A 22993-nucleotide genomic window follows, 5' to 3' on the forward strand; every position below is an offset into this window, starting at 1 on the left:
GTCTGTCGATGCTGACAGGATAGCAAGCACATGCCGGTCAGGCGATCAGGTATCGTGGCTTACGGCGCGACTGTCACGCGCAGCATACTGTGCCAGCCGGGTCAGGCGTACATAGCTGTGATAACGCGAACGGATCTCGCGCACGTAGGCGACCGGCTGACCGCAACTGCAGGTCGTGTCATTACGCATGGTCAGCATGGCCTTTTCGACGTTATCGAACCAGCGGTTGGCATCCAGGCCCATTTCGCGAGCGCGTTGTCGGGCCTGTTCCACCCGGCTGTAGCCGGCATTGTAAGCTGCCAGCGACAACCAGATCCGATCTTCAAATGCCAGCGCCTCATCAAAACGCTTATACAGGTAGTTCAGGTAACTTACCCCGGCGTGGATGGACGATTCGGGCTGATATAATTCGGTGAAGCCAAGATCGTCGGCGGTTGTCGGCAGCAGCTGCATCAGGCCGATGGCACCGGCACTGGATTGTGCCGCCGGATCAAAACGGCTTTCCTGGTACATCTGCGCGACGATCAGACGCCAGTCGAAACCGAATTCGTCAGCGTAACGCCGGACCAGCTCGTCGTAGGGCGACAGTTCCCCGCCCAGCGCCAGCAGCCTGTCGGTGCTTTTTTCCAGCGGTGTGTACCTGATCGGTTGCTCGAAGTAGCGCGCATACAGAACATTATAATCGCGGCTGCGATAGGTCTCGGCCAGATAGTCATTCACGGCCATCAGCAGCTGCTGATCATCGTCACGCATAAGCCAGCCATGCGGCAGCGGTTCGCTGATCGGGAAGTGCGCCTGCGTTTCCTTGTCAGCCGCCAGCAGTGCCTGTGACTTGTGACTGTCGACCACGGTGAGATCATAAATACCTTTCGCCACCCGCTGCAGGATCTCGCCGAGAGACTGGTTGTCGTCGGCGGTGACGACGTCCACCGCGATACCGCGTTGCTGATAACGTTCCAGCAAGCGCTTGTGCGGGCTACCGGCCGGCAGGACGATACGCCGGCCATCAAGGTCGCGGGCATCAAGCAGCGTGTCGTCACTGTCGCGCCCCACGATCAATGGCGCGGCATAGTTATAGGGACGCGAGACACTCAGTTTCGGGTTGTTGCGAACGCTGGCCGCCGGTACCGACGCGGCGATCAGGTCACCGCGGCCTTCCAGCAACCAGCGCACCATATCCTGTTGTGACGGTGCCACGACAACCTCGACACGCAGGTCGTGCTCGCGGGCGAAGCGGCGAATCAGATCGTATTCAAAACCACGCAGTTCGCCGTTGTCGGCGAGATAGTAATTCGCCGGGCTCTGATAGGTGATGACGCGTAGCTGGCGCCGTTCGGTGATCCCCGGCAAATCGTCAAAGCGCACGTCCGCCACACTGCGCGACAATGCTTCTCGACTCAGGTAACTGTCGATGGATTGACGCAGATCATCGGCCTCCGGGTGTACCGCCCAGGCCAGGTTCTGGGCCTCGGGCAGATCGAAGGCCACATCCAGCTGCGGCTGGTGCGGCAGGTAGTCGGCAAGCACGGCGCTGTCGGCAACGGCCATGTCGTATTCACCCTGCACAACCTTGCGCAGCATATCGGTGGACGTTTGCCCGGTGTCAACGACAACTATGTCCAGTTCGGCATGCTCGGCGGCATGATTTTGCAGCAGCGGACGCGCCGGCGAACTCGCCGGCACGGCAATACTGCCGGCGGTCAGCTCGGCCAGGCTGGCCAGCTCCGCGCCATCGCGATGTATCACCAGCCGCTGGCGTGACACGCTCCACGGCTGGGTTAGCTCGGCCGCGGTCAGCGTGCCCGTATTCAGGTATTCATGCTGGCCGGCGATCAGATCGCCTTGGCCGGATTGCAGGGCGGGCACCAGTTCGCTGGCGCTGTCGACCAGTATCCAGACCAGCTCACGATCGACCGCTGCGGCATAGTCTTCCAGCAGCTGGATTTCGCCGCCGGCAAGCGCCGGTTGTTGCGGTTGGCCGGGCCGGCGCTGTGCCAGCACGCGCAACCTGTCGTCCGCCGCTGCCAGCGCTGCCGTCACGAGCGGCAGGATACGGCCGGAAACCTGCGGCGGCTGGTGCCGGGCGTCATCGAGGCTGTTGGCGAAATTGCTGTGGGCGGCGGTTTTGGCGGTTGCGACCGAGCCCTCGGTATAGCTGCCGGTCGACAGCATGAGGCCAGCCTGACCCAGTGTCAGTACGATGCCGAGCAGGCATAGCGCAACGATCGGGCGAACGTGATCGTTCGGCACGAAGCGATGCAGCAGCTTATTTGTCAGATTGTTGCTCAGCAAAACTTGCCCTCCCTGCACGACCACGACCGCCAGCAGCTTCAATTCAGTAACGGATCGAACTGTGATAGCGGTCGGTACGAACGTGCGCCCTGGACTCTAGCGCTATATATTGGGCATGCAGGTGTTAATTATACAATATATTGAGAATACTGCCTAAACAGGGGCACAGCATAACAAGCTTTATGCTGCACCGCAATGTAGACGTCTGTCTATGGGACAGGCCGACGGACGTTCGGTTCAGGCGGGTGGATCACCGGCGCGCAGGGCGGCATCCAGGCTGCGCAGGCGCTCTGGCGTGCCGACATCGATCCAGACACCGGCATAGTGCTGACCGCTGACCCGGCCGGTAGCGGCGGCCTCGCGCAGCAGCGGTGCCAGCGGGAAGGCACCGGCCGGCTGGTCGGCGAACAGCGCAGGCCGGTAAAGACCGATGCCGCTGTAGGTATAGCGGCGGCCGGGGACGTCCGCGGCGTACCCCACACGACCGTCGGCGAGCGCGAAATCGCCGGCATTGTTGTGGCCGGGATTGTCGACCAGCAACAGGTGCGCAAGCGTTTCGGCCGGCATGGCGAGCTCGGCGAACGGAAAATCCGTGTAGACGTCAGCGTTGACGACGAGGAACGGATCGCTGTCGATAAGCGCCAGCGCGTTGCGGATACCGCCGCCCGTTTCCAGTGGCTGGTCGCCCTCGGCAGAATAGTGAATGCTTACACCGAAAGCGTTGCCGGAGCCCAGTCGCGCCTCGATCTGATCACCGAAACGGGCGTGATTGATGATCAGATCGCGCACGCCGGCCGCCGCCAGGCGCTCGACGTGATACTGGATCAGCGGCTTGCCGGCCACCTCCAGCAACGGCTTCGGCGTCCGGTCGGTGAGCGGCCGCATACGCTGGCCGCGCCCGGCAGCAAGGATCAGCGCCTGCATCAATGCACCGCGGGCAGGATGCGTTTCGCAAACAGTGCAGCCAGCGGCGCGAGCTCCGGGTAGCGCGGTGCCACCTGCAGGATGTACTCGAAAAAGCGCGGCGCGTCCTCGAGATACTGCGGCTTGCCGTCGCGGTGACGGATGCGGGCGAAGATGCCGAGCACCTTTAGATGGCGCTGCACACCCATCCAGTCGACGTCGACCTGGAAATCCGCGAAGCGCGGTGGCAATGGCACGCCGCGCGCGCGTCCCTGCTGCCAGTACTCGTGCAGCCAGTCGCTGACGCGCGCCGCCGGCCAGCTGATAAAGGCGTCACGGAACAGGCACACGGGGTCGTAACTGACAGGCCCGACCACGGCGTCCTGGAAATCGAGCACGCCCGGGTTGGGCTGACTGACCATAAGGTTGCGTGGCATGTAGTCGCGGTGCACGAACACCTGCGCCTGGGCCTGGGCACGCGTTATCAGCGCTTCGAACACGGCGGCCAGATCCGCGGCTTCGGCCGCGTCCAGCTCGATCTGCAAGTGACGACCGAGATACCAGTCGACGAACAGGTTCAGCTCGCGCAACAACAGCGCCCGGTCGTAGGCCGGCAGACCACTGGCATCGGCATCGGCCTGCATGGTCACCAGCGCGGCGATGGCATCGGCGAACAACGCATCGGCATTGGCCTCGTTCAGCACCGCCAGATAAACCGTGGTGCCGAGATCGCCGAGCAGCAGAAAGCCGCGTTCGAGATCCGCGGCCAGTATCCCGGGTACGTGCAGGCCGGCGCGCTGCAGACGCGCGGCGATATCGACGAACGGCCGGCAGTCTTCGTGTTCCGGTGGCGCGTCCATGACGACATAGCTGCGGCCGCCCTGATGGAAACGGAAATAGCGACGAAAACTGGCGTCACTCGAAGCCGGTTCGAGCGTGACGATACCGAAGCGCGGCGCCAGCCAGTCATGCAGCGCGGCCAGGCGCGGGTCGGTTGCGGCGGTCGATTGCGGTGTTGCCATCATCGGCGACATTATAAATTGTCACATCCATGAATGCGCCGGTTTTGCCGAATCGCCGGCATCTGGCATGATTGCGCCTCTTTCCGCCAGCCCGGTACTGGAGTCCGTAACCGACTATGCTACTAGCCTGTCTCGCCGTCATCGCCGGCCTGGTGCTGCTGTCCTACGGTGCCGACCGCTTTGTCCTCGGCGCTGCAGCCACGGCCCGCAATGTCGGCGTAACGCCGTTCGTGATCGGCCTGACCGTGGTCGGCATGGCCACCTCGTTACCGGAGGTGCTGGTTGGCTCGGTCGCCGCGCTGGACGGTCATATTGAAATCGCGATCGGTAATGCCATCGGCTCGAACATCGCCAATGTCGCACTGGTACTGGGCGCCAGCGCCGTGGTGCTGCCGATCGTCGTCACCTCCAACTCGGTACGCCGTGAATACGGACTGATGGCTCTGGCCATCGGTCTCGCCGGCCTGCTGTTGCTCGACCTCGACCTGACACGCGCCGATGGCCTGATCCTGATTGGCGCGCTGGTTGCCGTGATGGCCGCCATCATTTACATCGCCCGCCGCGTCGCAGTCAGCGGTGACGATGACCCGCTGATCGCCGAGAGCGACCAGGAATACCGTGCCGAGATGGCGCCGTTGCGCGCCGCCGTGTATCTGGGCATCGGCCTGTTGCTGTTGCTCGGCGGTGCTGAACTGTTGGTTCGCGGCGCAGTTTTCATCGCTGCAGCGTTCGGCATCAGCGACCTGGTCATCGGCCTGACGATCATCGCCGTCGGTACCAGTCTGCCCGAGCTGGCGGCGTCAATTGCGAGTATCATGAAACGCGAGGCCGACATTGCGATAGGCAATATTATCGGGTCAAATATGTTCAACATGCTGGCCGTATTGGGCGTGCCAGCGCTGCTCAATCCGGACGCCTTTCAGGTCAGCGTCATCGCCCGCGATTTTCCGGTCATGGTCGGCTTAAGCGTATTGATGGGACTGATGCTATTCACAAGACAACGCGGCCGTATCGGCCGGCCGGAAGGCCTGCTGCTGCTTGCCTGTTTTATCGCCTATCAGGCCTGGCTGTTCATCGACCCGGGCACACACGTCTGACGCCATGACCAGCAAGAACCGCGACCTCCGCCACCTGCACGAATTCGATGCCGAGCGCCTGATTACGCTGGGCCGGGCCGTGATCGAGACCGAAACCGCGGCCATCGCCGCGCTGGCACCGCGCATCGACGCCGAGTTCGCGCGCGCCTGCCGTTTCCTGCTCAACTGCCAGGGCCGCACCGTCGTCCTCGGCATGGGCAAGTCCGGCCATATCGGCGGCAAGATCGCCGCCACGCTGGCTTCCACCGGTACGCCGGCGTTTTTCGTACACCCGGGCGAGGCCAGCCACGGCGACCTCGGCATGATTACGCCCGATGACGTGGTGCTGGCACTGTCGAACTCCGGCGAAACCGACGAGATCGTCGCCCTGTTGCCGGTCATCAAACGCCTCGGCGTACCGCTAATCGCCATGACCGGCAAGCCCCGGTCAACGCTGGCCCAGGCCGCGGACGTCAGCCTCGACATCAGCGTCGACAAGGAAGCCTGTCCGCTGGGTCTGGCACCGACTTCAAGTACCACGGCAACGCTGGCCATGGGCGACGCCGTCGCCATCGCCCTGCTCGAAGCGCGCGAGTTCAGCGCCGAGGACTTCGCGCTGTCACATCCCGGCGGCACGCTCGGCCGGCGACTACTGCTGCATGTCAGCAATATCATGCATACCGGCGACGAAATGCCGGTAGTAACGGAAACCACCACGCTCAGGGAGGCGCTGCTGGAAATGACCCGCAAGGGGCTCGGCACCACCGCCGTGGTCGACGCCGACAATCGTGTCGCCGGCGTGTTCACCGACGGTGACCTGCGGCGCACCCTGGATGCCGGCATCGACGTGCGCAGCGCGCCCATTGCCGAGGTGATGACACGCCAGTGCAAGACCACACGCGCCGAGGCGCTGGCGGTGGAAGCACTGAGCCTGATGGAGGATCACAAGATCAACGCCCTGCTGGTGGTCGACGACCAGCAGAAATTGATCGGCGTTCTCAATATGCACGACCTGCTGCGTTCGGGCGTCGTATGAACACGGTGACCGCCAAGGCCGAACGCGTCAGGCTGGCGATCTTCGACGTCGACGGCGTGCTTACCGATGGCCGCCTGATCCTCGGCGACGACGGCACGGAACATAAGGCATTTCATGTGCGCGACGGCCTCGGCCTGGTGCTGATGCGCGAAGCCGGCCTCAAGGTGGCGATCATCTCCGCGCGCCAGTCCCAGGTTACCGCCGAACGCATGGCCGCGCTCGGCATCGAATACGTCTACCAGGGCAGCCAGGACAAGGCGCAAACCTACAGCGCACTATTGGATGAACTGGACCTGCCGGCAGCGGACACCGCCTACGTCGGCGACGACCTGGTCGATCTGCCGGTACTGAACCGCGCCGGGCTGGCGGTGGCGGTCGCCGACGCCCACCCACTGGTACGCGAACGCGCCGACTTCGTCACAGCGGCCGCCGGCGGCCGCGGCGCGGTGCGCGAGGTGTGCGAACTCATCCTCGATGCCCAGCAACGGCTGGCGCCCCTGCTGGCGCGCTATACGGATGCCGCCAACTAGGCGGATGCCGGGCAACCATGTCGCTGCGCTGGCGCCTCATTCTTTTGCTCTTGCCGCTGACGGCGGTCAGTTTCTACGTTGTCTACCAGCTTGAGCACGACCAACAGGGCGACGAGCGTGCCGCCGAACGTGTGCCGGATTACACCATGACCGACCTCGACAGCCTGAACATGGACGTCGAGGGCGACCCGGAAACGCGCCTGCGCGCGGATTTTATGGCGCATTTCGAGGACCAAGGGGAGACGGAACTGACTGGACCGCGGCTTGAGATGTTCCGGCCCGGCCGCCCGCCACTACACGTGCGCGCCGATCGGGGCTGGGTGACATCCGGCAATGAGGTTATCCTGTTGCGTGACAACGTGCGTTTCTGGGAACCGGGTGAAGCCGACACGCCGGTGTTCGAGATCACGACCAGCGCGGCGACGGTTTATCCCGAGCGCGACATGGCCGAAACCGACCAGCCGGCAACGCTGACCACACCCGAGTCGCGCACCGACAGCGTCGGCATGCGCGCGTACATGAAGGAAGGTCGCATCGAGATGCTGAGCCGGGTCAAGACCGTCCTTGAGGCCAGCCAGACCCGTCCGGATCGCGAGACCGGACGCAGCGAACAACCCGAACCGGAATAGACTATGAAATATATGACCGCCAAGCATTATGTGCCGTTACTCGGCAGCCTGCTGGCAACACTGTTGTGGCCAACCAGTCTGCCGGCACTGTCCTCCGATAGCGACAAGCCCATGGAAATCGTCGCCGACAGCGCCGAACTCGATGACCAGAAAGGCACCACGGTGTATCGCGGCGACGTCGAGGTCACCCAGGGCTCGCTGTTCATGTCCGGTCATACACTGACGGTGTATTACGATGAGAACAAGGAACTCGACCGCGCCATCCTTGAAGGCGACCGCGCCTACTACAAGCAGTTGCCCGACGACAGCGACGTCTACGACGAGGCCTGGGCGCAGCGCATGGAGCGCTACTTTAACGACGGCATGATCATTCTTATCGATGATGCCAAGGTGGTACAGGAAGATGTCACCTTCACCGGCCGGCGTATCGAATACGACACCATCAACAGTCGCGTGGTCGCCAAGAGCACACCGGAAGGCAAGGACGCGCCGGTCACGGAGGAGGGCGAAGACGGTCGCGTACGCGTGATCATCACGCCGAAAAAACAGTCCGGCGACAGTGAATAGGCGGTGTCGGTGAGCCCAATGGCAGTCAGCGCCGAGGCCAGCGTGACCGCGGCGCCGGGCAGCGAACTGAGTGTTCGCAACCTGTCAAAAACGTTCAAGTCGCGGCCGGTGGTGAAAGACGTCAGCCTGAACGTGCACAGCGGCGAGATCGTCGGCCTGCTGGGGCCGAACGGCGCCGGCAAGACCACAAGCTTTCACATGATCGTCGGCCTGATCCCGGCCGATACCGGTAGCATTTTCCTCAACGACACCGACCTGAGCCGTCTGCCGATCGACCAGCGCGCGCAGCTGGGGCTGGGTTATCTGCCGCAGGAACCATCGATCTTCCGCAAGCTGACGGTTGCCGACAACATCATGGCGATCCTGCAGACGCGCCCCGACCTGAGCCCCGGCGACCGCGAGCAACGGCTTGAGGATCTGCTGACGCAGTTTCATGTCGCCCGTCTGCGCGACAGTGTCGGCGCGAGCCTGTCCGGCGGCGAACGCCGGCGCGTCGAGATCGCCCGGGCGCTGGCCATGGATCCATTGTTCCTGCTGCTGGACGAGCCGTTTGCCGGCATCGATCCGATATCGATCAGCGATATCCAGGCCATCATCCGGCGCCTGAGCGAGGCCGGTATCGGCATCCTGATCACCGATCATAATGTGCGCGAAACGCTGGGCACCTGCCACCGCGCCTATATTGTCAGCGATGGCCAGATCATCGCCGCCGGTGAGCCGGATGAAATTCTCTCGAATAATCAGGTGCGTGAGGTCTACCTGGGCGAACACTTCCGGCTCTAGAGTCACCTACAAGCGGTCGAATTTCAGTTAGAATAGTCAGTATATGAAACCCTCGCTGCAATTACGCATCGGCCAGAGCCTGACCATGACGCCGCAGCTGCAACAGGCCATACGCCTGTTACAGCTATCGAGTCTGGAGCTGCAGACCGAGGTCCAGGAAGCACTGGAATCGAACATGATGCTGGAGCTGGACGAGGATGAGGGCGAGGAGGAAGCCCCGGCAACGAACGGCGAGGCGGAAACAACCAGCAACAGCAGCGAAGCCGGGACTGAAGCCGAAAGCGGCCTGCAACAGGAGAATATTCCCGACGACCTGCCGGTCGACAGCGTCTGGGACGATATTTACGACCCGCTCAGCTACCAGGGCGCCACGGGCAGTGCCGATCCGGATCTGAACGGCTACGACAATCAGAGCGGTCCGGGCGAATCACTGCATGACTACCTGCGCTGGCAGCTCAACCTGACCCCGACCAGCGAAACCGACCGCGCCATCGCGCTGGCCATCATCGACGCCCTCGACGACGACGGCTATCTCACCCTGAGCCTCGAGGAAATCCACGAATCCCTGAGCACGGACATCAAGGGCGAACCCGATGACGATAATACGGACACGCTCGGCCTGGACGAGGTGCGTGCCGTGCTGCATATCATCCAGGCCATGGATCCGCCCGGCGTTGCCGCTACTGACCTGCGCGAATGCCTGCTGATCCAGCTGCACCAGCTGCCCGGCGATGTCGCCTGGAAGGACGCGGCGCACCTGGTTGTCGACCAGCACCTGCAGCTGCTCGCGGCGCACGATTACAATGCGCTGATACGTCAGACCCGGCTCAGTCGCGACGAACTGCAAGAGGTTCTGAACCTGATCCAGTCGCTCAACCCACGCCCGGGTGGCCAGGTACAGAACACACAGCCGGAATACATCATTCCGGACGTCTATGTGAAGAAGGACAAGGGCGTCTGGCGAGTGGAACTCAACGGCGAGGCAATTCCGCAACTGCGTATCAACAGCAGTTACGCGCAGATGGTTCGCCGCGCCGACAACAGCAACGACAACAATTCGCTGAAATCGCATCTGCAGGAAGCGCGCTGGTTCATCAAAAGCCTGCAAAGCCGTAGCGAGACGCTGTTACGCGTCGCCTCCGCCATCGTCGAGCGCCAGCAGGCTTTTCTCGAACACGGCGAAGAGGCAATGAAACCGCTGGTCCTGCATGATATTGCCGAGGCCCTGGGCATGCACGAGTCGACCATCTCGCGGGTAACAACCCGCAAGTACATGCATACGCCGCGTGGCATTTTCGAGCTGAAATACTTCTTCTCCAGCCACGTCAGCACGACCATGGGGGGCACGGCCTCGTCGACCTCGATCCGCGCCCAGATCAAGAAGCTGATCAGCGAGGAACCCCCGCAGAAACCCCTGAGCGACAGCAAAATTGCCAGCATTCTTTCCGATCGCGGCATTGAAGTGGCGCGACGCACCGTAGCCAAGTATCGTGAGGCCATGTCCATACCGCCGTCGAACGAGCGCAAGCATCTATAACCAGTCCCCTAAAGGAGGCCGCCATGCAAATCAATATCACCGGTCAGCAGATGGACGTCACACCTGCCCTGCGCGAGTATGTGGAAACCAAGTTCCAGCGCCTGGAGCGGCACTTCGATCAAATCACGAATGTGCATGTCATACTCAGCATCGAGAAAGAGCGGCACAAGGCCGAGGCCACCATCAGCGTCAGCCGCGGCGAGCTGTTCGCCAACACCGAGCAGGAGAGTATGTATGCTGCGATCGATGAGTTGATGGACAAGCTGGATCGGCAACTGAAAAAGCACAAGGAAAAAATGACCGACCACCACCGCAGCGAAGGTGGCCTGAAATCCCAGAGCCTGTAACCCGAAGTGATATCATTCAAGGGATCGAGCAGGCGCATCGCAGACAGCCACATAAGCCACAATGTAAGTCACATGCAAATCTCCGAAATACTCTCTCCCTCCCGTATCGCGGGCAATGTCGACGTCTCCAGCAAAAAGAGTGTCCTGGAGCTGCTCGCCAACCTGATCGCCGACGATACGCCGGACCTGACGCAGACGGAAATATTCGACAGCCTGTGCGCGCGCGAACGGCTTGGTAGCACCGGCCTCGGTCATGGTGTCGCCATACCGCATGGCCGTCTGCGTGGCAGCAAGCAAACCCTGGGGGCCTTTATCCAGCTCAACGAGGGTGTCGACTACGATGCCGTCGATCAGCAACCGGTGGATCTGTTATTTGCCCTGCTGGTGCCGGAGGCGTCAACCGATGAACACCTGCAGGTGCTGGCACGACTGGCAGAAATGTTCAGTGACTCGGAGCTGGTCACCAGGCTGCGCCAGGGCGGGTCGAATACAGCGTTGTACGAACTGCTGAAAGAATAAACGGGTGCCGCCATGACCGACCAGATTAGCGTCACCGACCTGTTCAATAATCATGCACAAAAGCTGATGCTTGAATGGGCCGCTGGTCAGGAAGGTGGCAAACGCATTATCACACCGGAAGAGTCCAGCCTACGGCCGCAGGACTATGCTGCCGACGAATTCGACACGCATGGCAACAATCAAGGCCCCCGGATCAAGACGCCCACTAACAAGTCACTGGTCGGTTATCTCAACCTGATCCACCCGCACCAGATTCAGGTGCTCGGCAAGATCGAACTGAACTATCTCGAAAGCCTGCGCGACATCTCGCGCCAGGACGCCATCCGCCAGTTGTTCAGCCATCAACCGGCATGCCTGGTCATCGCCGAATCACAGATACCGCCGACCCTGCTCAAGCGTCGCTGTAATGAACAAAGCATCCCCATGTTCACGACGCCATTGTCGAGTACCAAGCTGACCGAGTCGCTGCATTATTACCTCAGCAACCTGTTTGCCGATGTCGTCGTATTACATGGCGTATTCATGGAGGTCATGGCGATCGGGGTATTGATCACCGGCCCCAGCGGCATCGGCAAGAGCGAGTTGGCACTGGAACTCATCACCCGTGGTCACCGGCTGGTGGCCGACGACGCGCCGCAGTTCTCGCGCATCGCGCCGGACATCATCAATGGTTATTGCCCGGAGTTGCTGACCGATTTTCTTGAAGTGCGCGGACTCGGCATCATCAATGTACGCGAGCTGTTCGGCAACAACGCCATCAAGGGCAATAAATACCTGCGCCTTATCATTCGCCTCGAACCAATGGACAAGGACCGACTGCTCAAGCTTGATCGTCTCGAGGGCAGTTATCGCACGCAGCGTGTCCTGGAAGTGGATGTGCCGGAAATCACGGTGCCGGTGGCGCCGGGTCGCAACCTTGCTGTACTGGTCGAATGTGCCGCACACAGTCATCTGCTGCGCATGAGCGGTTACAACGCCTCGCAGGACTTTGCCGATCGCCAGCGCCAGCTGATCCAGCAAACCGCCAGCAAGTGAGTCGCGACAATGACTGAGGCCAAGCAACGTCGAGTCATTATTGTCAGCGGCCTGTCCGGGGCCGGCAAGACCGTGGCGCTGAACACGCTCGAGGACCTGGACTACTACTGCATCGATAATCTGCCAGCCAGCTTGCTGGTATCGATCCTTGATCGACTTGAACAGGGCTATCCGTTGTTTGCCAACCGCCTGGCGCTGGGTATTGATGCACGCAACCCCGAACAGGAGTTGACCACGCTACCGGGTACCATTCAGTCCCTGCGTGAACACGGCATCAGCACCGAGCTGATCTTTATCGAAGCGACGGATGACGTGCTTACCCGGCGTTTCAGCGAGACACGGCGCAAACACCCACTGTCTTCGAACCAGGTCAATCTCACCGAGGCCCTGCGCAAGGAGCGCGGCCTGATGGGGCCATTATCCGAGGCGGCCGACCTGCGTATCGACACCAGTCACACACAACTACATGAACTGCGTGACCTGGTCCGCGAACGTATTGCCCGGCGCGCGCCCAATGCGTTGTCCCTGCAACTGACCTCATTTGGTTACAAGCTCGGCCTGCCACGCGATGCCGACTTTGCCTTTGACGTACGTTGCCTGCCAAACCCGCACTGGAACCAGGAACTACGGCCCTATACCGGCCGTGATGATCCGGTGATCCAGTTCCTGGAGGCGCAGCCACAGGTCGAAACCATGCTGCAACAGATACGTGGGTTTCTGGAGACCTGGATCCCCCAGTTCGAAGCTGACAACCGCAGCTACCTGACGGTGGCTATCGGCTGCACCGGTGGCCAGCATCGTTCGGTCTACATGGTGGAAAAACTGTCACGTTTTTTCATGGAACAGGGTAAAACGACGCTGGTGCGCCACCGCGATATCTAGTCCTGTTTATGATTTTATACTGGATGAACATATGCCGGGGCTCTGTTGAGTCGTTCGGAGAAAAACCATGAGTGTCGGCCTGTTAATCATCAGTCATAGCGGTATCGGTCCGGCGCTGCTCGGCACGACCACGCACATGCTGGGCGGTTGCCCGATGAACGCCAAACTGTTAACGGCCTCGCGTGAAAGCGAACCGGAAGACCTCATGGCCGATGCACAGGAACTGCTCGATTTGCTCGATGAGGGAGATGGCGTACTGGTACTTACCGACTTGTTCGGTTCCACGCCCAGCAACATCGCCAACCGTCTGGGCGAGTTTCACCAGGTACGAATTATCAGCGGCATGAATCTGCCCATGCTGGTACGGGTACTCAACTATCCGCAACTGGATCTCGACGCACTGGCACAAAAAGCCGTGACGGGGGGGCGCGACGGCGTTTTCATGGCCAGGGATGATCATCAAGCATGACTGAAAAAACCCAGATCAATATCGTCAACAAACTCGGCCTGCATGCACGTGCAGCAGCGCGCTTTGTACAGACCGCTTCCGAATACCAAAGCGAAATAACGCTGATCCACAATGGCAGGCGTGTCAGTGGTAAAAGCATCATGGGCGTGATGATGCTGGCCGCAGGCAAGGGCAGCTGTATCGAGATCGAGGCCGACGGCAATGATGCCGAGGCAGCGCTCGAGGCATTGACCGAGTTAACCGAGAATCGGTTCGGAGAGTCTGAATGAGTTTTGCCTTGCACGGCGTTGGCGTATCACGTGGCATTGCCATCGGCAATGTGCATATCATCGAGCGCAACCAGCTCGAAATCCCCGAATACAACATCACGCCGGATGATGTAGAGGCCGAGGTCAAACGTTTCGAATCGGCCATCTCAAGTGCGCGCCAGCAGCTGCGTGCAATCCGTAATCATGTGCCGCGTGAAGTGGGTTCGGATATTGCCGCGTTCATCGATACGCACTTGTTGATGCTTGAAGACGTCGCGATTACCGAGGAACCCGGCAAACTGATTCGCGATATGCAATGCAATGCCGAATGGGCTTTGCGTATGCAGCGTGACGCGCTGGTCAATGTGTTCGAGGAAATGGACGATGCCTATCTGCGCACGCGCAAGGATGATGTCGTTCATGTCATCAATCGTATCCAGCGCATCCTGCTCAAGCACACACCGTTGCGCCACGAGGAGCCGGATAGCCGCCTCAGTGGCTATATCGTCCTGGCTGATGACCTGACGCCAGCAGACACCGTGTTACTGCAGTACCAGGGTATCGTCGCATTTGCCACCGAGTTCGGTGGCCCGACCTCGCATACTGCCATCCTTGCCCGTAGCCTGGGCATTCCCGCCATCGTTGGCGTTCACCAGGCGCGTCGTTATGTGCGCGAGGACGAGCAGCTGGTTATCGATGGCACCCGGGGTGTACTGCTTGCCAATCCCGACAAACGTACGCTGAACCATTACAAACGCCGTCAGCGCGAAGAAAAGCGTTATCTCACCGACCTCAAGAAGATCCGGCTGGCACCAACGGTTTCCCAGGACGGCGTTACTATCGACCTGCAAACCAACATCGAACTACCGCGTGATTTTGAAAACGTACGCGAGGTCGGTGCCAGCGGCGTCGGTCTTTACCGCACCGAGTTCATGTACATGAACCGCGAAACGCCACCGGACGAAGAAGAACATTATGAAACCTATGCCAGCGTCATTCGTATTCTCGACGGCCTGCCGCTGACCATTCGCACTCTGGACCTGGGCGCAGATAAGCAGGTTGACGGCGGCCGTCAGAGCGGTCCGGTGCAGTCAAACCCGGCACTGGGTCTGCGCGCAATTCGGCTATGCCTGAAAGAACCAGCGCTATTCCGGCCGCAGGTGCGTGCGATCATGCGCGCCTCGGCACTCGGACCGGTACGCATGATGATCCCGATGCTGTCGAATGTGCACGAGATGGAGCAGGTGTTGCAGATGGTCACTGAGCTCAAGCAGGAGCTCAGCGATAAGCGCATTCCGTTCGATCACGATATCGCCGTAGGCGGCATGATCGAGGTACCTGCAGCGGCCGTGTGCGCCGATATCTTTGCCAAACACCTCGACTTCCTGTCCATCGGCACCAACGATCTGATCCAGTACACGATGGCCATCGACCGGGTGAATGAGGAAGTCAACTATTTATACGATCCGTTACACCCGGCTGTTTTGCGTCTTGTCCACCAGACGCTCCAGGCCGGTGAACGCGCCGGCATACCGGTCGCCATGTGCGGCGAGATGGCTGGTGAAACGGAATATACACGCCTGCTGCTGGGCCTGGGTCTGCGTGAGTTCAGTGTTCACCCGGCCGTGCTTCTGGAGGTGAAACAGATCGTCATGCACAGCCGTATTCGCGATCTGGAGAAGCTCGCACGCAAGGCGCTACAGGCCTGTAGTGGCGGTGATGTCCTGCAATTGATGCAAAGCTAGCCGCGATTCGGGCACGCAAGATTTACTGACCCGGCGATTATTTCGCCACCGGGATCTTACCCGCCTTAAGTGCGCTTGCTACACTGCCAAGTTGCAAGCAACAGGGGTGATCATGACCGATCCCGAAACCACATCCCAGGACACCATCGAACAGCCGACGCTCGAGCAGCTGCGCGAGGCGCTGGACAACGAGGATCCGGCCGCTATTCGCGAGTTGCTCGCGAATATCCACGCCTCCGAGGTCGCCGATCTGCTGGAAAGCCTGCCGAACCAGGATCGCCAGCGCGTCTGGTGGCTGATCGATCCGGATAGTGCCGGTGACGTCCTCGCGCATGCCCAGGAGTCCGTCCGCGTCAGCCTGCTGGAACTGATGCAGCCGCAGGAAGTGGTGGAAGCCACCCGCTCCCTGGATACCGACGACGCCGCCGACATTCTCCAGGACCTGCCGGAAGCATTGATCGAAAGCGTGCTGCTCGCCATGGACGAGCAGAATCGGCAGCGTCTGGCCTCGGTGATGTCCTACCCGGAAGACACCGCCGGCGGCCTGATGGACCTGGATGTCATTCCGATACGGGCCGATGTCACCCTCGATGTGGTCAACCGTTTCCTGCGTCGGCGCAGCGAAATTCCCGATAACACCGACTCGCTGGTGGTTGTGGATCGCGACAACAGGTTTCTCGGCGTTCTGCCATTGACCGCAATGTTTCTGAACGATAGCGAACGCACTGTTGGCGAATGCATGAATACCTCGGCCGAGCCGTTACCGGCAACGCTGCCTGCTGCCGAAGTGGCCAAAAAGTTCGAACAACGCGACTTTGTTTCGGCACCGGTAGTCGATGAGGAAAATCATCTGCTGGGGCGGATCACCATTGACGACGTGGTCGACGTCATTCAGGAAGAAGCCGAACAGACGTTCAGGCGCATGGCCGGCATCGAGGAAAACGACCTGTTCGCACCGATCTGGTCAAGCACGCGCCGCCGCGCCGTCTGGCTGGGCATCAACATCATTACCGCCTTTGTCGCTGCCGCGGTTATCGGCCGCTTCGAGGCGACCATTCAGCAGCTTGTCGCCCTGGCCGTGCTGATGCCGATCGTCGCCAGCATGGGTGGCGTCGCCGGTAACCAGACCCTGACGATCATGGTACGCGGCCTGGCGCTGGGCCAGATCGGCAAATCGAACATCCAGCCCTTGTTGCGCAAGGAATTGATCATCAGCTTTCTGAACGGCCTGCTCTGGGCGCTGGTTGTCGGCGTGATCGCCTACCTGTGGTTCGGCAATCACCTGGTCAGTCTGGTAATCGGCGCCGCAATGGTGATCACGCTGGCCTCCGGTGCACTGGCCGGTGCGCTGATTCCCCTGTTACTGAAACGGATTGGCGTCGACCCGGCCATCGCCGGCGGTGTGCTGCTGACCACGGTAACTGATGTGGTGGGCTTTCTCAGCTTTCTCGGTCTGGCCGCGATCGTGCTGGCACTGGTCTAGCCCCGGCGTCTGGCCCAACGCCGCCAGCGATCCAGGTCCCAGTCGCGCGGATCGATGAGATGCCGTCGGGCCTGTGGAATGACGTACACATAGGCGCGCTGGCGGCCGGCTTCGCTGTCCACCTCCAGCAGACGGCGTTCGTAGCAGCTGTCTTCGTAACGATCCAGCGCCGCCAGCGTACGCGCATCAACATCCAGCAACTGGCCGACGACCTCGGCACCGGGCTCGGCGACGATACCCGGGTAAGGGAGGTTACGCAGCCGGTAGCGCCGGTAATCAGGCAGTCGCGCCGGCGCTGCCGGCACCGACCGGCCGCAGACCTCGCAGCGCAGATCCGCATCGAGCAACGTGCCGTAGACAAAAACGCCGTAACGCGACATCAAGAAGTCCTTCAGGCACTGACGGCGGTCTGCCACATGGCGCGCAACTCGTCATCGACGCCGATGCGGCTGGTGAGCACATCACGAAACACGTTCGGATCCTTGATATGCGTGATCTCGCCGGGCCGCGGAAAGTGCATGTCCCGGAGGCGCGACAGCCAGAAGCGCAGGGCGGCACCGCGCAGCATCGCCGGCCAGACATCGATCTCCCGCGGCGTCACCGTACGGAAACGCTGATAACCGCCGAGCAGGTGCGCGGCATTGTCACTGTCGACAGCACTGTCGCCACTGTTACACCAGTCGTTGACCGTCACCGCCAGGTCATAAATCAGGTAGAAATTGCAGGCGTAGTAAAAATCAATGATACCGGTCAGGCGTTCGCCGACGAACAATGCGTTGTCACGAAACAGGTCGGCATGGATGATGCCGAACGGCAGATCACGCGTGTCGACGGCGGCCTGGAATTCCAGCTCGGCCCGGAGCAGGGCCTGGTCCGAGTGGCTCAGCTTCGGCATCACCTCGGCAGCTGTAGTAACCCACCATTTCGGTCCGCGCACCGGGTCGCGGTGCATGCCGAACTGATCGCAAGCGACATGCATGCGTGCCATCTGTTCGCCAATGGCGCGGCACTGCGTCGGCGTCGGCAAATCCACACTGGCACCGTTGAGCCGCTGCACCAGCGCCGCCGGCTTGCCGTTGAGCCGCTGCAGATACATACCGTTGCGATCCGGTACCGGGTGCGCGCTGGGGATATCATGCTCGGCCAGGAACGCCATCAGTTCGAGAAAATAGGGCAGCTCGTCGGCCTGCAGAACCTCGAACAGCGTCAGAACGTAATCGCCGGTGCTGGTGGTGACAAAGTAATTGGTATTTTCTATACCGTTGCTGATGCCGACGAACTGTTCGAGTTCGCCCAGATCATAGCCGGCCAGGAATTGCTTGAGTTGTTCTGTCGTTACGACCGTATAAACGGACATGCTGCGATCGCCGTCAACAAGCCAGTCCGGTGGTAGACCGGGCGGCGTGATTAGTTATTTTAATGGTTAAGCCCCGTAACCGCTGCTGCCACACCGGATTTCGTCCCGGTATGGCCACATGGACGCATGGCTGTCCGTCTATTGTGCCCGCTGGCGCCGGCGGCGTGAAGTTTTAACCGCTACCAGCTGAAAATCACCCATTGCGGCACGATGGGATCGTCCTTGATGCCGCTGATGCGCGATTCCATGTGGCCGTCACCGTCGCGATCGACCAGGTAATAGACCGGCCCGTTGCTGGGCTTGACCTTGACCATGTACAGCCGGCCGTTGACGCGGTATTCCTCGATCTCGGCATCCTCGCGCTGGATGATCGTCACCTCCGGCTCGATCGGCTCGCCGCTTTCCATGCGCTCCGGCAGTTCCGGCGGCGCCGGTACCGCCGCGGCGCCATCATCATCACCGGCTTCCTGCCGCTGGCGGGCCTGTTCTTCCTGCTGCGCCTGCCGCGCTTTCTCTTCCTCCACCCGCGGCGGCGGCTTGGGTTCGGCCATGGCCGGATCCTCTGGCATGCCCGGCACTTCGCCGGTCTGCGCCAGTGCGGGCATGTGCCATACCAGCGCCAGGCTCAGGGCGAATAATGTTCGCAACATCGTCTTGGTCTCCTGCATCATGAATCCTCCGGGCCTGCCGCGCACCTCACTACAGGTGCAGCTGCTTTTCCTGTTCCTCGGCTGTTGGCTCGAAACCGCGCTGTTCATAGTAACGAAAAATCTCTTCGAGCACCTGCTGCGGCTCGCTGACGATCTGCAGAATATCGAGGTCGTCACGGTCAATCATACCCTCTTCGACCAGCGTATCGCGGAACCAGTCCACAAGTCCTTCCCAGAATTCGGGGCCGACCAGAATGACGGGAATGCGGCGGCTGGTGCCGGTCTGAATCAGGGTCAGGATTTCAGCCAACTCATCGAGCGTGCCGAAGCCGCCCGGCAGCACCACGTAGGCGGTCGCGTACTTGACGAACATCACCTTGCGGGCGAAGAAGTGTTTGAAATAGAGGGCAATATCCTGGTAGGCATTGCCGCTCTGTTCGTGCGGCAACTGGATGTTCAGGCCAATGCTCGGCGCGCGCCCGGTCACCGCACCCTTGTTGAACGCCTCCATCAGGCCCGGACCGCCGCCGCTGACCACCGAGAAACCGGCGTTGGACAGGCGCCCGGCGATGTCCTCGGCCAGCGCGTACCAGGGATGATCCGGCGGCAAGCGGGCCGATCCGAACATGCTCACCGATGGCCGGATGCCGGCAAGCTTCTGGAAGCCCTCGACGAACTCGGCCATGATCTGGAACACCTTCCAGGATTCACGCGTTAGCGCGGCGTCATCGGCTTCGGTACGAACATGATGTGAAGTTGTCGGGCGATCATTCATAATGGGCAGGCTTCCGGCGCAACGCGCCGGCCGATTCAGGCTTGTTATCGAGCAAGCGTTCATTGTTGCACAGTTGGCCCGGCGCCAACAGCACGACGCATCAGTATCCATCGCCATGACCCAGCGCAAGACCCAGTCCCGCAAGGCCCGCGCCAGCGACAATACGCTGGTGCTGGTCGACGGTTCCTACTACATTTTTCGCGCCTACCATGCCCTGCCGCCGCTGACCAATCCGCAGGGCGAACCGACCCACGTGGTCTACGGCGTCGTCAACATGCTGCGCAAGCTGCGCCGCGACTACGAAAGTGCGTATTTCGCGGTCGTCTTCGACGCCAGCGGCAAGTCGTTCCGCAACGATCTCTACGCCGAGTACAAGGCCAACCGACCGCCGATGCCGGACGACCTGAAGGCGCAGATCGAACCGCTGCACCGGCTGATCAAGGCACTCGGCATTCCCATGCTGGTGATCGACAACGTCGAGGCCGACGATGTCATCGGCACGCTGGCCAGACAGGCCACCGACGCCGGCATGCACACGGTCATCTCGTCCGGCGACAAGGACCTGGCGCAGCTGGTCGACGACTCGATCACGATCGTCAACACGATGAACAGTGCCGTCTACGACGAAGCCGGCGTACGCGAGAAGTTCGGCGTCAGTCCGAACCAGATTATCGACTATCTCACCCTGGTGGGCGACAGCATCGACAACATCCCCGGCGTGCCCAAGGTCGGACCGAAGACGGCGGCCAAGTGGCTGGACCAGTACGGTTCGCTGGACGCAATCATCGAACATGCCGACGAGATCAAGGGCAAGGTCGGCGAGTACCTGCGCGCCTCGCTCGATCAGCTGCCACTGTCGCGCGAGCTGGTCACGCTCAAGTGTGACGTCGAACTCGATTTCCGGCCGGCGGACCTGATGCCGGGCGAACCGGATCCGCAGACCATCCGGCCGCTCTACGAGCAGCATGGTTTCAACGCGCTGCTGCGCGAGATGGACAGCGGCGACGCGCCGGAACAGCCCGACCACGGGGGCGGCGACAGCAAGACCGGCACAGGCGATTCCAGCAGCGACGCGCAACAATCGGCGCGCCGCAGGCAGCAGCCGGCGCGAAATTACCAGACCGTCCTCGATCAGGCACTGTTCGATGACTGGCTGCAGCGCCTGCAAAAGGCGGAACTGTTCGCCTTCGATACCGAAACCACCAGTCTCGACTACATGGCGGCACGCATCGTCGGCCTATCGTTCGCAATCCAGGCCGGCGAAGCCGCCTACGTGCCGCTGACGCACGACTATCCCGGCGCACCGGCACAACTTGATCACGACACGGTACTGCAACAGCTCAAACCGCTGCTGGAAAACACCGGCGCGGCAAAGGTTGGCCACAACCTCAAGTACGACATGAACGTGCTCGCCAATCACGGCATCGAACTGACCGGCGTGCAGCACGACACCATGCTCGAATCCTATGTATTGAACAGCGTCGCCAGCCGCCACGACATGGACACGCTGGCCGAGGCCCATCTCGACACCCAGACTACCAAGTACGAACAGGTCGCCGGCAAGGGCGCCAAGCAGATCACCTTCGACCAGGTCGCGATCGACGACGCCGCACCGTACGCCGCCGAGGACGCCGACATCACGTTGCAGCTGCACGAGACCTTCTGGCCGCAGCTCGAGGCCGACGCCGATCTGAAAAACCTCTACGAAACGATCGAGATGCCGCTGGTGGTGGTACTGTCGCGCATGGAACGCAACGGCGTCGCTATCGACGCCGACCTGCTGAATACACAAAGCGCGGAGCTCGAGGACAAGATGCAGGCCATCGAGCGCCAGGCGCACGACGAGGCCGGCCAGGCGTTCAACATCGGCTCACCGAAACAGATCCAGACCATTCTCTACGACAAGATGCAGATCCCGGTGACGGCCAAGACACCCAAGGGCCAGCCGTCCACCGCCGAGTCGGTACTCGAGGAACTGGCCGAGCAATACCGGCTGCCACAGCTGATCCTGGATCACCGCGGACTCAGCAAGCTGCGCTCGACCTACACCGACAAGCTGCCGAAGCTGGTCAGTCCGGACACCGGCCGCGTGCATACCTCGTACCACCAGGCGGTCACCGCCACCGGCCGGCTGTCGTCGTCGGACCCGAACCTGCAGAACATCCCCATTCGCACCGAGGAAGGCCGCCGTATTCGCCAGGCCTTCATCGCGCCGTCAGGCTACAAGATCCTCGCCGCCGACTATTCGCAGATCGAGCTGCGCATCATGGCGCACCTGTCCGGGGACGAGGGGTTGCTGGAGGCGTTCGCCGCCGGCGAGGACATTCACCGGGCGACGGCCAGCGAGGTCTTCGATACCGCGCTCGACCAGGTCGACAGTGAGCAGCGCCGTGCCGCCAAGGCGATCAACTTCGGCCTTATCTACGGCATGTCGGCCTGGGGCCTGGGCCGGCAGCTCGGCATCGAGCGCAACGCCGCGCAGGCCTACGTCGATCGCTACTTCCGCCGCTACCCCGGGGTCAAGCAGTTCATGGACAACACCCGCGCCCAGGCGCGCGACCGCGGCTACGTCGAAACCGTGTTCAAGCGCCGCCTGTACCTGCCGGACATCCGCTCGAAAAACGGCAACCGCCGCCAGTACGCCGAGCGCACCGCGATCAACGCACCCATGCAGGGCACCGCCGCCGACATCATCAAGCGCGCCATGATCCGCATCGACGAGTGGATCGCCCGTTCGAAGCTTGACATACGCATGGTCATGCAGGTTCACGACGAGCTGGTGTTCGAGATCGCCGCGGGCGATGTCGACAGCGCCCGCTCACAGATCCGCAAGTTCATGACCGAGGCGGCCGAACTGCGCATTCCGCTGGAAGTCGAGGCCGGCGTCGGTGACAACTGGGACGAGGCGCATTGATGACGGGTGATGGGTAATGGGTGAATGGTGATTGGCTGGGCCTGATGATGGGGCCGGGCCCCATCCCGCCCGATGGTTCGCGGATTTCAACCCGTTTCCGAGCCTGTAAATCAAATTGTGTAACTGCCCATTGGTGCTAGTGTACAAGAGGAGCCCATCAATGGCAGAGACAATGGATCAGGACAAACTGAAGG

The 22993-nt window shown here is 61.3% G+C and carries 23 protein-coding genes; 16 read left to right on the plus strand and 7 right to left on the minus strand.

Going from position 1 to position 22993, the window contains the following annotated elements; genetic code table 11:
* Nucleotides 1-45: 45 nt before the first annotated feature.
* The 3 genes from J2T55_RS11055 to J2T55_RS11065 form a co-directional block, all read right to left on the minus strand.
* Nucleotides 46-2292 carry a transglycosylase SLT domain-containing protein gene (locus J2T55_RS11055; protein ID WP_259056681.1) on the minus strand — a complete coding sequence of 749 codons (2247 nt, stop codon included), beginning with the start codon at nucleotides 2290-2292 and terminating at the stop codon, nucleotides 46-48.
* 237 nt (nucleotides 2293-2529) lie between these two features.
* Nucleotides 2530-3216, minus strand: coding sequence for an N-acetylmuramate alpha-1-phosphate uridylyltransferase MurU (gene murU, locus J2T55_RS11060; RefSeq protein ID WP_259056684.1), 687 nt, complete (start codon nucleotides 3214-3216; stop codon nucleotides 2530-2532).
* Nucleotides 3216-4229, minus strand: a complete 1014-nt coding sequence (locus J2T55_RS11065) for an aminoglycoside phosphotransferase family protein (protein ID WP_310521986.1) — start codon at nucleotides 4227-4229, stop codon at nucleotides 3216-3218. The genes murU and J2T55_RS11065 overlap by 1 nt, the downstream gene beginning before the upstream one ends.
* Before the next feature lie 104 nt (nucleotides 4230-4333).
* Between J2T55_RS11065 and J2T55_RS11070 the strand changes: the two genes are divergently transcribed.
* From J2T55_RS11070 to mgtE, 15 genes are all read left to right on the plus strand, one after another.
* Nucleotides 4334-5314 carry a calcium/sodium antiporter gene (locus tag J2T55_RS11070; protein ID WP_259056686.1) on the plus strand — a complete coding sequence of 327 codons (981 nt, stop codon included), beginning with the start codon at nucleotides 4334-4336 and terminating at the stop codon, nucleotides 5312-5314.
* Nucleotides 5315-5318: 4 nt separating this feature from the next.
* Complete coding sequence (locus tag J2T55_RS11075) at nucleotides 5319-6329, plus strand: KpsF/GutQ family sugar-phosphate isomerase (RefSeq protein ID WP_259056688.1); 1011 nt, start codon at nucleotides 5319-5321, stop codon at nucleotides 6327-6329.
* Nucleotides 6326-6859 carry a 3-deoxy-manno-octulosonate-8-phosphatase KdsC gene (gene kdsC, locus J2T55_RS11080; protein ID WP_259056689.1) on the plus strand — a complete coding sequence of 178 codons (534 nt, stop codon included), beginning with the start codon at nucleotides 6326-6328 and terminating at the stop codon, nucleotides 6857-6859. The genes J2T55_RS11075 and kdsC overlap by 4 nt, the downstream gene beginning before the upstream one ends.
* A 17-nt stretch (nucleotides 6860-6876) precedes the next feature.
* The gene (lptC, locus tag J2T55_RS11085) at nucleotides 6877-7488 is read left to right on the plus strand and encodes an LPS export ABC transporter periplasmic protein LptC (RefSeq protein WP_259056690.1); all 612 of its coding nucleotides are present in this window, start codon (nucleotides 6877-6879) and stop codon (nucleotides 7486-7488) included.
* Nucleotides 7489-7491: 3 nt separating this feature from the next.
* On the plus strand, nucleotides 7492-8055 hold the full coding sequence (lptA, locus tag J2T55_RS11090; protein WP_259056691.1) for a lipopolysaccharide transport periplasmic protein LptA: 564 nt from the start codon (nucleotides 7492-7494) through the stop codon (nucleotides 8053-8055).
* An 18-nt stretch (nucleotides 8056-8073) separates the two neighbouring features.
* Nucleotides 8074-8838 carry an LPS export ABC transporter ATP-binding protein gene (gene lptB, locus J2T55_RS11095; RefSeq protein ID WP_259056692.1) on the plus strand — a complete coding sequence of 255 codons (765 nt, stop codon included), beginning with the start codon at nucleotides 8074-8076 and terminating at the stop codon, nucleotides 8836-8838.
* 43 nt (nucleotides 8839-8881) lie between these two features.
* On the plus strand, nucleotides 8882-10375 hold the full coding sequence (locus J2T55_RS11100) for an RNA polymerase factor sigma-54 (protein WP_259056693.1): 1494 nt from the start codon (nucleotides 8882-8884) through the stop codon (nucleotides 10373-10375).
* Between the two features lie 23 nt (nucleotides 10376-10398).
* Nucleotides 10399-10722, plus strand: a complete 324-nt coding sequence (gene hpf / locus J2T55_RS11105; protein ID WP_259056694.1) for a ribosome hibernation-promoting factor, HPF/YfiA family — start codon at nucleotides 10399-10401, stop codon at nucleotides 10720-10722.
* A 72-nt stretch (nucleotides 10723-10794) separates the two neighbouring features.
* Nucleotides 10795-11241: a PTS IIA-like nitrogen regulatory protein PtsN gene (gene ptsN, locus J2T55_RS11110; protein ID WP_259056701.1), complete on the plus strand. Its 447-nt coding sequence runs from the start codon at nucleotides 10795-10797 to the stop codon at nucleotides 11239-11241.
* A gap of 12 nt (nucleotides 11242-11253) precedes the next feature.
* Entirely contained in the window at nucleotides 11254-12276 is a 1023-nt protein-coding gene (gene hprK / locus J2T55_RS11115; RefSeq protein ID WP_259056702.1) for an HPr(Ser) kinase/phosphatase, read from the plus strand.
* A gap of 9 nt (nucleotides 12277-12285) precedes the next feature.
* Entirely contained in the window at nucleotides 12286-13158 is an 873-nt protein-coding gene (rapZ, locus tag J2T55_RS11120; RefSeq protein WP_259056704.1) for an RNase adapter RapZ, read from the plus strand.
* Between the two features lie 67 nt (nucleotides 13159-13225).
* Nucleotides 13226-13627: a PTS sugar transporter subunit IIA gene (locus J2T55_RS11125; RefSeq protein WP_259056706.1), complete on the plus strand. Its 402-nt coding sequence runs from the start codon at nucleotides 13226-13228 to the stop codon at nucleotides 13625-13627.
* Nucleotides 13624-13896 (plus strand): HPr family phosphocarrier protein, encoded by a 273-nt coding sequence (locus tag J2T55_RS11130; protein ID WP_259056708.1) that lies wholly within the window; start codon nucleotides 13624-13626, stop codon nucleotides 13894-13896. Before J2T55_RS11125 ends, J2T55_RS11130 begins: the two co-directional genes overlap by 4 nt.
* The gene (gene ptsP, locus J2T55_RS11135; protein WP_259056717.1) at nucleotides 13893-15620 is read left to right on the plus strand and encodes a phosphoenolpyruvate--protein phosphotransferase; all 1728 of its coding nucleotides are present in this window, start codon (nucleotides 13893-13895) and stop codon (nucleotides 15618-15620) included. Before J2T55_RS11130 ends, ptsP begins: the two co-directional genes overlap by 4 nt.
* Before the next feature lie 112 nt (nucleotides 15621-15732).
* Nucleotides 15733-17103 (plus strand): magnesium transporter, encoded by a 1371-nt coding sequence (mgtE, locus tag J2T55_RS11140; RefSeq protein ID WP_259056719.1) that lies wholly within the window; start codon nucleotides 15733-15735, stop codon nucleotides 17101-17103.
* Here mgtE and J2T55_RS11145 read toward each other — a convergent pair.
* The 4 genes from J2T55_RS11145 to J2T55_RS11160 all read right to left on the minus strand — a co-directional run bounded on the left by J2T55_RS11145 (nucleotide 17100) and on the right by J2T55_RS11160 (nucleotide 19885).
* Entirely contained in the window at nucleotides 17100-17519 is a 420-nt protein-coding gene (locus J2T55_RS11145) for a gamma-glutamylcyclotransferase family protein (protein ID WP_259056721.1), read from the minus strand. The two genes, mgtE and J2T55_RS11145, sit on opposite strands and share 4 nt — an antisense overlap.
* Complete coding sequence (thrB, locus tag J2T55_RS11150) at nucleotides 17495-18460, minus strand: homoserine kinase (RefSeq protein ID WP_259056722.1); 966 nt, start codon at nucleotides 18458-18460, stop codon at nucleotides 17495-17497. Before thrB ends, J2T55_RS11145 begins: the two co-directional genes overlap by 25 nt.
* 179 nt (nucleotides 18461-18639) lie before the next feature.
* Nucleotides 18640-19110 carry a DUF2782 domain-containing protein gene (locus J2T55_RS11155; protein ID WP_259056724.1) on the minus strand — a complete coding sequence of 157 codons (471 nt, stop codon included), beginning with the start codon at nucleotides 19108-19110 and terminating at the stop codon, nucleotides 18640-18642.
* A 49-nt stretch (nucleotides 19111-19159) separates the two neighbouring features.
* Complete coding sequence (locus J2T55_RS11160; protein ID WP_259056726.1) at nucleotides 19160-19885, minus strand: LOG family protein; 726 nt, start codon at nucleotides 19883-19885, stop codon at nucleotides 19160-19162.
* A 115-nt stretch (nucleotides 19886-20000) separates the two neighbouring features.
* Between J2T55_RS11160 and polA the strand changes: the two genes are divergently transcribed.
* Nucleotides 20001-22799: a DNA polymerase I gene (polA, locus tag J2T55_RS11165; RefSeq protein ID WP_259056731.1), complete on the plus strand. Its 2799-nt coding sequence runs from the start codon at nucleotides 20001-20003 to the stop codon at nucleotides 22797-22799.
* Nucleotides 22800-22993 lie beyond the last annotated feature (194 nt).

The sequence above is a fragment of the Methylohalomonas lacus genome (assembly GCF_024808875.1).
In the GTDB taxonomy this organism is placed as follows: Bacteria; Pseudomonadota; Gammaproteobacteria; order Methylohalomonadales; family Methylohalomonadaceae; genus Methylohalomonas; species Methylohalomonas lacus.